The following is a 13,163-nucleotide window of genomic DNA, read 5'->3' as shown; positions in this document are numbered from 1 at the left end:
GTACCTGGCTACGAACCAGGCGGTCGGGAGTTCGAATCTCTCCGGGCGCACCATTACATCGCGACAACGCAACACCAGACAATGCAAGCGCGCCCGTAGCTCAGTTGGATAGAGTACCTGGCTACGAACCAGGCGGTCGGGAGTTCGAATCTCTCCGGGCGCACCATTGCATCGATGAGAAGAAAGGCAGCCATGGGCTGCCTTTTTTGTTTCTGATTCTCCCCGAAGGTGTAGGGCCACGCCCTGGGTGGCTGCGTCACGATCAGGCACCGCGAAGCCACGCAGGGCGTGTCTCTACGCCCTTGCGGGGAGCCGCGCCTGCACCGCGGCCATCGCCCTGCGATCCGCTTCCTGCGGCACTTCTGGCGCGGGGCAGCGGCCACCCGCGTGATCGTCGTGCGCCAGCCAGTCATCCACCACGCCGCCCAGCAGGTCCAGCCGCAGCGGCAGGGTGATGTGGTCTTCGCCGCGCATCTCGATGTAGTGCACGCGCGGGCTGGCCGCCGCCAAGGCACGCCCCTGCTCCACCCGCACATGTGCGTCGTTCTGCCCGTGCAGCAGCAGCACGCAGGCGCGGGTGTCGGCCACCGCGCGGGTCACATCCACGCGGTCCAGATCCAGGTCCAAACGCTGGCTTGCCGCCGCGATCACCTTGTCGATGTCCTGCCCGCCGTAGCGCCAGCGCCCGTAGGCGGCCATGGCCTGCGCCTTCCACGCGGTGGGCTGCAGCGACATCAGGTGCGGAATCATGCTGCGGATCGCATCACCGGCATTGGCGAACGATTCCATCGCCACCACCCCGGTGACCCGGTCGCCGAGCTTGTCGGCGGTGAACAGCGCGGTGGCCGCACCGTAGGACACGCCAAACAGATACAGCGGCCCCACCACTTCGCCGCGGCGCTGCAATGCGTCGATCACATCGATCACGTCGTCGGATTCGAAGGTCCCGTAGCCGGACGGCCCGGCGCCGGAGTGGCCATGGTTGCGCAGGTCGATGGTGACCACGCGATAGCCGGATTCGGCGAGCTGCAGCGACCACGGCAGCATCGCATCACCATTCATCATCCAGCCGTGCAGCAGCACCACGGTGCCACGCGGTGCCTGCGGCTGGAAGGGATGCGGCAACGCCAGCTGCAGACCGGTATTCAACGGCGCGCCGTTGTCGTGCTGCTGCGCCAGGTAGTGGTAGCGAACACCATACCGGCCCGGATCAAACGCGCGCCAGAACAGGGGCACGCCAGCGCGTCCGGTCACGAAACCGTGCCGGTTGGGCACCGCATCCACCGCCTCGGCGATGCGCGCGGTATCGAGCAGCGTGGACACGCCACCGGGCGCGACCAGCCGATCGCTGAGCGAGGTGGAGGCGGCGGAGGATGAGAGTGAGGAACAGGCCGCCAGCCAAAGGCCGGCGCCCGCCAGCAACAGCAGCAGGAGGCGTTTCATGGCGCACAAGAGATCAATGAAGCCGCGCAGATTAGCGCCCGCCCGAAGCTCCCTCTACCGCATCCACATGACCGATCCATGACACACCAGCCACCGTTCAGGATTCCAAGGTAGGGCTACGGCGGGCGTACCGAAGCCCCCAGCAATGGGCGTAGATCCACGCCCTGCGTGGAGACCGCGCGCAGCGCGGCACAAGCATCCGAAGACCGGAGCCCCCGCACGCATCAATCCGTCCGACGTTTAGACGATCCGAAGCCACGCGTCAGGTGTTCATGACCCCGGAACGAAGCGCAGCCACGCAGGGTGCGGCTCTACAACCACCCCTCCATCTCCCGCCACCACCCCTCCATCACCCCCTCCCGCTGCATCCGCGCCCGCCACCAGCGCAATGCCGCGCCCTCCTCGCCGGTCCGCCAGGCCAGCCAGAACGTCTCGTCGGGCTTGGGCTCCTCCACCTGTTTCAGCACCAGGCGCCCCTGGGCGACGGCGGCCTGTACGTAGGGTTCGGGCAGGAACCCGAACCCCAGTCCGGCGCACTGCAGCCGGAACTTGCTCACCGTATCGGGCACCGTCACCGTCTCCTGCCCCATCAGCAGCCCGACCGTGCGCGGCAGCAGCCGTCGCGCCGAATCGGCCACGGCGATCGCGCAATGGCTGCCCAGCTGCTCACGGGTCAGCGCGCCGGGCACGGACGCCAGCGGGTGGTCGGGCGCCACGGCAAACACGAAGCGCACCACGCCCAAGGGCTCCACCACATAGCCCCCGCCGCTCGGCCCCTCGCCTGCCGCGCCGACCAGCAGGTCCGCACGCCGGTCCAGCAAGGCCTCCCACGTGCCGGACAACGCCTCGCTGATCAACCGCACGCGGGTCTGTTCGGCCACCGCACTGAAGGCGCGGACCTCCTCGGCCAGCAGCGCCGGCTGGAACATCGAATCAACCGCCACGGTCAGCTCGGCCTCCCACCCCGACGCCACCCGCCGCACCCGCATCTCCAGTTCCCGCGCTGCGCGCAGCAGGTGCCGCCCCTCCTCCAGCAACGCCACCCCGGCCTCGGTGAGGTGGGCGCGCGGCCCGATCCGGTCGAACAGCTGCACGCCCAGGTCCTGCTCCAGCTTGGAGACGGTGTAGGAGATCGTCGAGGGCACCTTGTGCAGCTCCTTGCCGGCCGAGGCAAACGAGCCGCGGCGGTCGATGGAGTCCAGTATCTGCAGGGCATCGAGGCTGAGCTTGAGCATTCGAATTTTTCGATGATGGCTTGCAAAACTATCCGTTTTTCAACCCGGAGGTGCAAGCGGATACTGGCGCCAACAGGAAAGGGGCAGCAAACACCGCCCCGGACCGCCATCGAAACGATCGAACACCAGGAGAACACCATGCTGCAGATCCGCAAGAGCGCTACCCGTGGCCAGGCCAACCATGGCTGGCTGAACTCCCAGCACACCTTCTCCTTCGCCGGCTATTACGACCCGCGCTACACCAGCTTCGGCCCGCTGCGCGTGATCAACGAAGACAAGGTGACCGGCGGCCAGGGCTTTGGCACCCACAGCCACAGCAACATGGAGATCATCTCCTACGTGCTGGGCGGCGCGCTGGAACACAAGGACTCGATGGGCACCGGTTCGGTGCTGCGCTACGGCGACGTGCAGCGCATGAGTGCCGGCAGCGGGGTCAGCCACAGCGAGTTCAACCACTCGGCCGATGAAACCGTGCACTTCCTGCAGATCTGGCTGTTCCCGGATACCGAGAACATCACCCCTAGCTACCAGGAATCGCACTTCGCCCCTGAAACCAAGCGCGGCCAGCTGCGCCTGGTCGCCTCGAAGGACGGCCGCGACGGCTCGCTGCTGATCCACCAGGATGCCAACATCTACGCGACCATCCTCGACGGCGACGACCGCGTGCACCTGGCCCTCGCTCCGCAGCGCGGCGCCTATGTCCAGGTGGCCCGTGGCCAGCTGCAGGTCAACGGCATCACCCTGGACACCGGCGATGCCCTGCAGATCAGCGACGAGTCCCAGCTGACGCTGGAGAACGCCAACGACGCCGAAGTGCTGGTGTTCGACCTGCCGCTGTAAACCGCGAGGCAGCACCCCGGTCATCCCGCCAGGCGGCGTGACCGGGGCGCAGGCGGCTCAGAACCTGTACGTCAGTGACAGCCGCACATTGCGCGGTTCGCCCCAGGTGTAGGTGCTGTACCAGCTGAAGATCGTGTAGTAGTGCTTGTCGAGCAGGTTGTTGACGTTCACTGTCGCGGCGAGGCGGTCGTTGAATTCATAGCGCGCCATCGCGTCCAGCAACCAATACGGCTCGGTGCGATGGACCAGGCTCTCGCCGTTGGCCGGGTGGGTGATCGTGCCGAACGTGCTGCCCTGCCAGCGCGCACCGCCCCCCCACGCTCCAGCCCTGCAACGGGCCGGTCAGGCGATAGCTGCTGTGCACGCTGAACTGATCCTCCGGCTCCAGCGTGGACACCTTGGTGGACTGCTGCCGGGCCACTTTGTGCGCATAGCCACCCTGCACCTGCCAACCGGGTGCCAGCTGGCCGGACATCTCCAGTTCGTAACCCTTGGTGCGCACGCCCATCAGACCGCGATACGCGATGCCGCCGCTCGGCGTCAGCCCACCACTGGGCTCGGCGTAGTTATCCTGCTCGAGCTGGAACACCGCGGCACTGGCGTTGAGGCGGTCGTCAAAGAACGACGCCTTCAGGCCGGCTTCGTAGCTGCGGCCTTCCAGCGGATCCAGCACGCGGCCCTGCTCGTTCTGGTAGCCCTGCGGCTTGAAGATGGTGCTGTAGCTGGCGTAGATGGAGACCGTGCGACCGAGGTCGTAGACCAGGCCGGCATACGGCACGACCACGCCGCTCTCATCGGTATCGGGCGACCGGTAATTGGCGATACGGCTGCCGAGGATCAGCTTGAGCGGGTCGGCCAGGTTGAAGCGACCCACGACATACGCACCGCTCTCGCGGGTGACCTGGTTGTCGCCGAAGCCCCACTGCCAGTCCGGCTCGGGAACATCGCCGGTCCATGCGTAGTAGTCGGCCACGTCGCTCACATAACCCGGCTGCGGCGAATAGCCATTGTTGATCCAGCGCTTGCGCGACACGCTGCCACCCACCACCAGTTCGTGCTCGCGGCCGAACCATTCGAACGCACCACTGACGTAAAGATCGGCGGCATTGCTGGTGGTCTTGCCGATGTATTGCCCCAGCCACATGCTCACGCCTTCGCCGGTCACCGGATCCGGGTTGCCGCCTGCGGCCGCGCCGAGCGACGCGTCATACCCGTTGACCTGGTGGTTGAGCTGCAGCTTGGCCACCCAGTCGTTGCCGAAGGTGTGCTCCAGGGTGGCGAAACCGGTGCGACTGTACTGGCCCCAGCGACTCCAGCGCGCACCGTTGTTGAAGGAGCGCGGCATGCGGTTGAAGTTGCCGGTGCTGTCCAGCAGCGGGATGCCACCCCAGCTGGAGCCCTGCGGATCGCTGTCGTGGTAGTCGGCGCCGACGGTGAGCAGGGTGCTGTCGCCGATGTCTGCCTCCAGGATGCCGTAGAACACCTGGTTGCTGCGCTGGTAATGGTCGACGTTGGAATGCTTGTCCTGATAGGCCGCCACGGCCCGGCCGCGGACGCGCCCGCTTTCGGTCAACGGTCCACCCACATCGGCGTCCGCGCGATAGCTGTCCCAGGCGCCGGCGCCCAGCGTGGCACTGCCGGCCAGTTCGCGCGTGGGCTTCTTGCGCACCAGGTTGATGGTCGCACCCGGATCGCCCATGCCGGTCAGCAGGCCGGTGGCGCCCTTGAGCACCTCCACACGGTCGTAGATGGCCGTGTCGCTGAGCGTATTGCCCGCCGAGTACGACGAATCACGCGCCATCGGAATGCCGTCGTACTGGAAGTTCTGCACCGCGAAGCCGCGCGCGTAGTACTCCGTACGCTCGCTGTCGTAGGTAACGATGCTCACCCCGGGGGTGACCTTCATGACGTCGTCGATGCCGTTGAGGGCAAAGTCATCCATCTGCTGGCGGGTGATCACGCTGATCGATTGCGGCGTCTGCCGCGGCGTGAGCACCAGCCGGGTGGCGGTGGGTCGCAACCGCAGGGCCGTGCGCGTGCGTCGCCCTCGTCCGCGGGATGCCGACCCTGCCGGCCCGCCCCCGCGGGCGGACTCAGCCGCCGGGCACCGGGGCGTCCGCGGCGATCAGGCCGTCCTGCCGGAGGTCAGCCCAGAGTGCGGCGGGCACGGCCACCGACATCGAGGCCACGTTCGCCTGCACCTGTTCCGGGGTGCGTGCACCCGGAATCACCGCAGACACCACCTCGGGGGCATCGGCGAACTGGAGTGCGGCGGTGCGCAGGTCGACGCCGTGGCGATCGCAGATCGCCTGTACCGCCGCACGCTTCTTCGGTGCCCACTCGGGCACCTTGCCGTCGTAAAGATAGCGGTCGCGCCCGGCCAGGTAGCCGGCCAGCAGCGGCGCGCCGACCACGACCGAGGCACCGTGCCTCGCAATCGCCGGGAAGGTGTCATGCAGCGCTTCTTCATGGTCGAGCAGCGAGTACTGGCAGGCGAGCAAGAAGATGTCCGGATCGGCCTCCTGGATCGCACGCAACGCAGGCTCCGGACGATTGACGCCGAAGCCCCACGCCTTGATCAGGCCCTCCTCGCGCATCTTCGTCAGCGCGGGCATCGCACCCGTGGCCGCTTCGGCGAAGCGCTGCTCCCAGGGCATGCCCAGGTCCTTCTCGTTGTCCGGCGACAGATCGTGGATGAACACCACGTCCAGCTGCGCAACGCCCAGCCGGTTGAGACTGTCTTCGATCGAACGGCGCACGCCGTCGGCCGAATAGTCATAGCGATAGTGGAACGGCGACGGCGCTTTCCACATCGTGTCCTGCAGTTGCCCCGCCGTGGCGGTGAGCAGGCGGCCGACCTTGGTCGACAGCGTGTACTCGCGCGCGGGATGCGTGTGCAGGTGGTGACCGTAGCGTCGCTCGCTCAGGCCCAGCCCGTACCAGGGCGACGTATCGAAGTAGCGCACGCCCGCCGCGTAGGCCGCAGCGAGGGTCTGCTCGCTCTGTGCGTCGGTGGCGGGCGCGAAGCCGTTGCCGACGGCCACGCCCCCCAGGCCCAGGCGCGTGTGCGGCCGGAAGCGGCCGCCTTTGCTGGCCGCGTTGGTGGGCAATGCCTGCGCTGCGGCGCGGCCGCGGGTGGGCAACACGCTGCCGGGACCTGCGGACTGCGCCATCAGCGGCGCGCTGGCGAGTGCGGCGGTGCCGGCGGCGGCGGCGGAAAGGAAGTGTCGGCGTGCGTTCACGACGGCTCCTGCTGCGGGGGAAGCATCTACCCTCGCAGGTGGTCGGTGCACGAAGCGCGGCGGTGGCGTCAACGTGGCGGCAACAGCGCCTTCCCTTCCTGCATCGTTGACCCATGCATCACGCAAAGAAAAAGGCCTTCGTACATTCGTACGAAGGCCTTTTCTATTACTGGCGGAGCGGGAGGGATTCGAACCCTCGATAGAGTTTTAAGCCCTATACTCCCTTAGCAGGGGAGCCCCTTCAGCCACTCGGGCACCGCTCCAATATTTTCGTTCCGTCGCTGCGGTGTTTCTTCTCAGCGGGGGCGCGAAGAATAACTTTTTTCACACCCCGAGGTAAAGCCTTAATCGGAAGAATTTTCACTTCCGGATGCATTCGGCTCATCGCCTCGCTGGATCCGCTGGTAAATCTCTTCGCGGTGCACGGCCACGTCCTTCGGAGCGGTGATACCAATACGCACCTGGTTGCCCTTGACGCCGAGCACGGTCACGCTGACCGAGTCACCGATCATCAGGGTTTCGCCAACACGGCGAGTCAGGATCAACATTTTTTCAAGTCTCCAGGGAACCGGTGGATTTTCCCCACCGGCTCGGCGCCCAGCCAAGGAACGCCACACGACAAAGGGGAAAGATTCGCCATAGTACCGTCAGCTCTCCTGCCCCATCAAGGAGCAGGAGGATTCAGGCGTTCAGATACGGGGGGTAACCCAGTCCACGACGGCGGCCAGTGCAGAAGCAAGGGCGGGCCCGTCCTCACCACCACCCTGGGCGAGATCCGGGCGGCCGCCGCCCTTGCCCCCGGTCTGACTGGCGATGTGGGACAACAGTTCCCCGGCCTTTACCTTGCCCATTGCGCTGCCGTTCACGCCTGCGACCAGGGCAGCCTTGCCGTCCTGGGTGCCGGCCAACACGATCACCGCGTCGCCCAGCTGCTGCTTGAGGCGGTCGATTGCGTCACGGAGGGCCTTGGCGTCGAAGCCTTCCAACCGCGCGGCCAGGACCTTGACGCCCTTGACCTCTACTGCGCTGGCGCCCAGGTCGGAGGTGGCACCGGCGGCCTGTTTGGCCTTGAGCGCCTCCAGCTCACGTTCCAGCTTCTTCTGGCGCTCACCGAGCTGGCGGATCTTCTCGACCACGTCGCCGGCACTGCCGCCCAGCAGCGCCGCTGCCTCGGTGAGCTGCGCCTCTTCGTGGGCCACGTGATCCAATGCGCCCTGCCCGGTCACCGCTTCGATACGGCGCACGCCGGAGGACACACCGCCTTCGGAGGTGATCTTGAACAGGCCGATGTCGCCGGTGCGCGACACGTGGGTGCCGCCGCAGAGTTCGGTGGAGTAGTCCCCCATCTTCAGCACGCGCACGTTCTCGCCGTACTTCTCGCCGAACAGCGCCATCGCGCCGAAGTCCAGCGCTTCCTGCATGGCCATGTTGTGCACTTCGACCGCGTTGTTGACGCGCACCTGCTCGTTGACCTTGCGCTCGATCACCGCCAGATCGTGCGCGCTGATCGGTTCGAAGTGCGAGAAGTCGAAGCGCAGGCGGTCCGGCGCGACCAGCGAGCCCTTCTGATGCACATGCGTGCCCAGCACTTCACGCAGCGCGGCATGCAGCAGGTGGGTGGCCGAGTGGTTGAGGATGGTGGCGCCACGGCGATCACCGTCGATCCGACCGCTTAGCACGTCACCTACCTTGACGCTGCCGCTGGCGATCCGGGCGACGTGGCCGTGGTACTGGCCCGCGAACTTGTGGGTGTCGCTGACCTGCAGCTGCACGCCGTTGCCAGCGAGCGTGCCGGTATCGCCGACCTGGCCACCGGATTCCGCGTAAAACGGGGTCTGGTCAGTCAGCACGATGACGTCGTCACCGGCCTGCGCGCTTTCCACGGGGCGGCCGTCCTTGAGCAGGGCCAGCACGGTCAGGCCGTCGGCCTGCAGGCGGTCGTAGCCCAGGAACACGGTCGGCGTGAGGGTGGCGACCAGTTCGGCGGACAGCACCACGCCGGCGCCACCCTTGCCTGCCTTGCGGCCACTGTCACGCTGCTCCTTCATCGCCGCATCGAAGCCTTCGATGTCCACGACCAGGTCGCGCTCTCGCGCGATGTCCTGGGTCAGGTCGAGCGGGAAGCCATAGGTGTCGTACAGGCGGAATGCGTCCACGCCGGGGATGATCCCGTTGGTCACCTGGGCGGCAACGTCATCGAAGATCTTCATGCCCGAATCGAGGGTCTGGGCGAAACGTTCCTCTTCGGCCTGCAGCGCGCGCACGACGATGTCGGCCTGCGCCGGCAGGTCCGGATAGGCCTCGCCCATCTGCTCGACCAGGGTCGGCACCAGCTTGCTGAAGAACGGCTGGCGCACGCCCAGCATCCAGCCGTGGCGCAATGCACGGCGGATGATCCGGCGCAGCACGTAGCCGCGACCTTCGTTGGACGGCAGCACGCCGTCGACGACCAGGAACGAGCACGCGCGGATGTGATCGGCGATCACGCGCAGCGACTTGTTTTCCAGGTCGGCCATGCCGGTCAGTTCGCTGGCCTTGCGGATCAGCGCCTGGAACAGGTCGATTTCATAGTTGGTGTGCACGTGCTGCAGGATCGCGGCCAGGCGCTCGAGGCCCATGCCGGTGTCGACGCACGGCGCCGGCAGCGGCACCAGGGTGCCGTCGGGCTGGCGGTCGAACTGCATGAACACCAGGTTCCAGATTTCGATGTAGCGGTCGCCATCCTCATCCGGCGAGCCCGGCGGGCCACCGGCGATGTGGTCGCCGTGGTCGTAGAAGATCTCGGTGCACGGACCGCACGGGCCGGTGTCGGCCATCTGCCAGAAGTTGTCCGAGGCAAACGGCGCGCCCTTGTTGTCGCCGATGCGCACGATGCGCGCTTCCGGAATGCCCACCATGTCGCGCCACAGCGCGTAGGCTTCGTCATCGGTCTGGTAGACGGTGACCAGCAGGCGCTCGGCCGGCAGCTTCCAGACCTGGGTCAGCAGCTCCCACGCCCAGGCGATGGCGTCCTTCTTGAAGTAATCGCCGAACGACCAGTTGCCGAGCATTTCGAAGAAGGTGTGGTGGCGCGCGGTGTAGCCGACCTGGTCCAGGTCGTTGTGCTTGCCGCCGGCGCGCAGGCAGCGCTGGACGTCGGCCGCGCGCACGTAGCTGCGCTTCTCGGCGCCAAGGAACACGTCCTTGAACTGCACCATGCCGGAATTGGTGAACAGCAGGGTCGGGTCATTGCCCGGCACCAGCGGTGCCGACGGCACGATGGTGTGGCCCTTGCCCTTGAAGAACTCAAGGAAATCGCTGCGGATCTGGGAGGTGGTGAATTTGACGGGTGCGTTCATTGGGGGCTGGCTTCATGCGGGCCGGCCGGTCCCTCGCACACAGCCCCAATGGCCGGGTGTCGACAGCAGGACCGCCGAAACCACAAAGGGTATCAGGCCCGGGCCGCAGGGACACGCGGCATGCGTCCATCAGTCATCCGGGTCGTAGCGGGTGGCACGGCGGATGCTGTCGCCATCGAACCCCCGCCGGGCCAGCAGATCGGCCGCTTTGCGGCGCTGGGGCAGCTCCTGGGGCCCGGCCTCGCCGAAACGGCGGCAGATCAGGTCCCGCGCGTTCTCGGTCCAGTCGCCCTCGAAGGTGTCCATGGCGGCGGCGATCTGCTCGCTGTCCAGCCCATGGGTGCCCAGCTCGGCGCGGATATGCAGGGGTCCGTAACCGGTATTGGCGCGGACCCGCACCAGGTTCTCGGCAAAGCGGGTGTCGTCCTGCCAGCCGGCCTCGGTAAGTTTGTTGACCGCGGCCTCGGCCGCATCGGTCTCGATGCCACGGGCCTTCAGCTTGCGGGTCAGCTCCTTGCGCGAGTGCTCACGGCGCACCAGCAGGCCCAGCGCACGCTGGACGGGAGTCTGTTCACGGACACGGCGCTTGCGGCCGGGTGCCGGGGCGTCGGCGTCTTGCATGGCGGCTCTCGATGAAATGCGCCGTCCGTGGCGCTCCCCCCGTCGGGGGAATACTGAAACCGCGGGACAGGGCAAGCGTCACTGACGGCGCTGCCCTGCCCCGCAGGAAACTCACTCGGCGTCGTCTTCGCCGTCGTCCTCACCACCCTCACGGGCGGCTTCGGCCGGCTGGAACTTCTCGCGCAGCTCGGCTTCCAGGCGCTGGGCGATCTGCGGGTTGTCGCGCAGGTAACCGCGGGCGTTGTCCTTGCCCTGGCCAATACGCTCTTCGCCGTAGCTGTACCAGGCGCCCGCCTTCTCGACCAGCTTGGCTTCCACGCCCATGTCGATCAGTTCGCCTTCGCGGCTGATGCCTTCGCCGTACAGGATCTCGGTGATGACCTGCTTGAACGGGGGCGCCAGCTTGTTCTTGACGACCTTGATCTTGGTCTGGTTGCCGATGATCTCGTCGCCCTTCTTGATCGCACCGATGCGGCGGATGTCCAGGCGGACCGAGGCGTAGAACTTCAGGGCATTGCCGCCGGTGGTCACTTCCGGGCTCTGGCCCGGCATCATCACGCCAATCTTGTGGCGCAACTGGTTGATGAAGACCACCAGGGTGTTGGAGCGCTTGATGTTGCCGGTCAGCTTGCGCAGCGCCTGGCTCATCAGGCGGGCCTGCAGGCCCGGCAGCTGGTCGCCCATCTCGCCTTCGATTTCAGCCTTGGGGGTCAGCGCGGCGACCGAGTCGACCACCACGATGTCCACGGAGCTGGAACGCACCAGCATGTCGGCGATTTCCAGCGCCTGCTCACCGGTGTCCGGCTGCGACAGCAGCAGGTCGTCCACGTTCACGCCCAGCTTGGCGGCGTAGATCGGGTCCAGGGCATGCTCGGCGTCGATGAAGGCGGCGGTGCCGCCCTTCTTCTGGCATTCGGCAATGGCCTGCAGGGTCAGGGTGGTCTTGCCGGAGGATTCCGGACCGTAGATCTCAACGACACGCCCCTTGGGCAGGCCACCGATGCCGAGCGCGATGTCCAGCATCAGCGAGCCGGTGGGGATGACCTCGACCGCTTCGACGACACGGTCGCCCATGCGCATCACGGCGCCCTTGCCGAACTGCTTTTCGATCTGGCTCAGCGCGGCGGTGAGGGCACGCTTTTTGTTCTCGTCCATAGGATGGGTCCTTGCAGAGGTCGTGTCGGTGGAGGTGCTGTCTTTGGAAGTCTTCTTGGCCATGGGTTCACTTTAAGGCTGGCGTATCGCACAGGCTGAGATTCTGCCCGGCGCTCGGAAAAAAATTATCGGACATCCGTACCAACCTCAGCGGAACCAGAGAATCGCCACAAAAGACCGTGCATGTAGTGCAGCAGGAAGATCAGCGGTTCGGCCGCAACAGGCCGCAATAGAGACCTTCAATGGCGAAGTCCTGATCCGGGAGGACTTCGATCGGCTTGTAATCGGGGTTGCGCGGCAGCAGGCGGATCCGGTCCTTGCCCATCTTCAGCAGCTTGACGGTGATCTCGTCATCGATACGCGCCACCACGATCTGGCCGGAGCGGGCGTCGCGGGTGCGATGGACGCCGATCAGGTCGCCGTCGAAGATGCCCTCGTCGATCATCGAGTCGCCCTGGACCTTGAGCAGGTAGTCCGGCGCGGGCGAGAAGAACACCCGGTCCAGGACCACGAAGTCGTCCGAGCCGATGTCCGCACCGATGGGCAGACCGGCCGCGACCCGGCCCAGCACCGGCAGGCGCAGCACGTGGTCGGGCAGCGCGGGCACCGACAGCGAGGCCGGCAGGCCATCCTGCAGCGGCGGCACCTGCACCAGCCGGATGCCGCGGGCTTGGCCCGGAATGCGACGGATCGCCCCGGCCTGCTCCAGCGCTTCCAGGTGGTACTGCGCGGCACGGACGCCCTTGAAGCCAAAGGCGCGGGCGATTTCCGTCTGCGACGGCGGCGCGCCATCGGTCTCGATACGCTCGGCGATCAACTGCAGGATCGCCTGCTGGGTGTCGGTAAGGTCCATGGTTAGTAGTATTACTACTAACACCCAACCTCCACAAGTGCCCAGACAAAAAAAGCGAAGACAACGCCTCCGTATCCGTATCCCACCGAAGCCCGTAAGAGGTCGTAGTGCCACGCCGCGCCTTGAGACCTGCAGGCGCCGATGCGTTGAACGCGTCGCCACGCGCCCACCTCCGGCCGCTTGGCACGGGGCACGCTTGGTAGCGTGGCAACCGCGCGCAGCGCGGCACAACTACCCGAAGCCGCACCGGCATCGGCCACTGTCCACCAACCGACGTTTAGACCCGCCGAAGCCGCCTGTCAGGCGTCATGAGCCCGGAACGGAGGGCAGCCACGCAGGGCGTGGCTCTACGCCGATCTTTAGACCTGCCGAAGCCGCCTGTCAGGCGTCATGAGCCCGGAACGGAGGGCAGCCACGCAGGGCGTGGCTCTACGCC

The 13,163-nt window shown here is 66.5% G+C and carries 9 protein-coding genes, 2 tRNA genes and 1 pseudogene; 2 read left to right on the top strand and 10 right to left on the bottom strand.

The window, feature by feature from the left end; translation table 11 throughout:
- Nucleotides 1-89: 89 nt before the first annotated feature.
- Nucleotides 90-166, top strand: a tRNA-Arg gene (locus RT456_RS06140).
- 128 nt (nucleotides 167-294) lie between these two features.
- Here the strand turns inward: RT456_RS06140 and RT456_RS06135 are convergent.
- Together RT456_RS06135 and RT456_RS06130 are read right to left on the bottom strand one after the other, a co-directional pair.
- Nucleotides 295-1,443 carry an alpha/beta fold hydrolase gene (locus RT456_RS06135; RefSeq protein ID WP_313343915.1) on the bottom strand — a complete coding sequence of 383 codons (1,149 nt, stop codon included), beginning with the start codon at nucleotides 1,441-1,443 and terminating at the stop codon, nucleotides 295-297.
- A 311-nt stretch (nucleotides 1,444-1,754) separates the two neighbouring features.
- The gene (locus RT456_RS06130) at nucleotides 1,755-2,678 is read right to left on the bottom strand and encodes a LysR family transcriptional regulator (protein WP_313343912.1); all 924 of its coding nucleotides are present in this window, start codon (nucleotides 2,676-2,678) and stop codon (nucleotides 1,755-1,757) included.
- 138 nt (nucleotides 2,679-2,816) lie between these two features.
- Between RT456_RS06130 and RT456_RS06125 the strand changes: the two genes are divergently transcribed.
- Nucleotides 2,817-3,518: a pirin family protein gene (locus tag RT456_RS06125; protein WP_313343909.1), complete on the top strand. Its 702-nt coding sequence runs from the start codon at nucleotides 2,817-2,819 to the stop codon at nucleotides 3,516-3,518.
- Between the two features lie 57 nt (nucleotides 3,519-3,575).
- Here RT456_RS06125 and RT456_RS06120 read toward each other — a convergent pair.
- From RT456_RS06120 to lexA, 8 genes and pseudogenes are all read right to left on the bottom strand, one after another.
- Nucleotides 3,576-5,529: pseudogene (locus tag RT456_RS06120) on the bottom strand (TonB-dependent siderophore receptor); the annotation flags it as partial.
- An 82-nt stretch (nucleotides 5,530-5,611) separates the two neighbouring features.
- Complete coding sequence (locus tag RT456_RS06115; protein WP_313343906.1) at nucleotides 5,612-6,760, bottom strand: aldo/keto reductase; 1,149 nt, start codon at nucleotides 6,758-6,760, stop codon at nucleotides 5,612-5,614.
- Between the two features lie 170 nt (nucleotides 6,761-6,930).
- Nucleotides 6,931-7,023, bottom strand: a tRNA-Ser gene (locus RT456_RS06110).
- 81 nt (nucleotides 7,024-7,104) lie between these two features.
- Nucleotides 7,105-7,308, bottom strand: coding sequence for a carbon storage regulator CsrA (gene csrA, locus RT456_RS06105; RefSeq protein WP_019183311.1), 204 nt, complete (start codon nucleotides 7,306-7,308; stop codon nucleotides 7,105-7,107).
- A 141-nt stretch (nucleotides 7,309-7,449) separates the two neighbouring features.
- Entirely contained in the window at nucleotides 7,450-10,098 is a 2,649-nt protein-coding gene (alaS, locus tag RT456_RS06100) for an alanine--tRNA ligase (protein WP_313343903.1), read from the bottom strand.
- A gap of 129 nt (nucleotides 10,099-10,227) precedes the next feature.
- Nucleotides 10,228-10,719, bottom strand: coding sequence for a recombination regulator RecX (gene recX, locus RT456_RS06095; RefSeq protein WP_313343900.1), 492 nt, complete (start codon nucleotides 10,717-10,719; stop codon nucleotides 10,228-10,230).
- Between the two features lie 111 nt (nucleotides 10,720-10,830).
- On the bottom strand, nucleotides 10,831-11,874 hold the full coding sequence (gene recA, locus RT456_RS06090) for a recombinase RecA (protein ID WP_313343897.1): 1,044 nt from the start codon (nucleotides 11,872-11,874) through the stop codon (nucleotides 10,831-10,833).
- Nucleotides 11,875-12,076: 202 nt separating this feature from the next.
- Complete coding sequence (lexA, locus tag RT456_RS06085; protein WP_313343894.1) at nucleotides 12,077-12,727, bottom strand: transcriptional repressor LexA; 651 nt, start codon at nucleotides 12,725-12,727, stop codon at nucleotides 12,077-12,079.
- Nucleotides 12,728-13,163: the final 436 nt, after the last annotated feature.

This window comes from Stenotrophomonas sp., assembly GCF_032099025.1.
Taxonomy (GTDB): Bacteria; Pseudomonadota; Gammaproteobacteria; order Xanthomonadales; family Xanthomonadaceae; genus Stenotrophomonas.
This window is presented reverse-complemented; position numbering and strand designations above follow the sequence as displayed.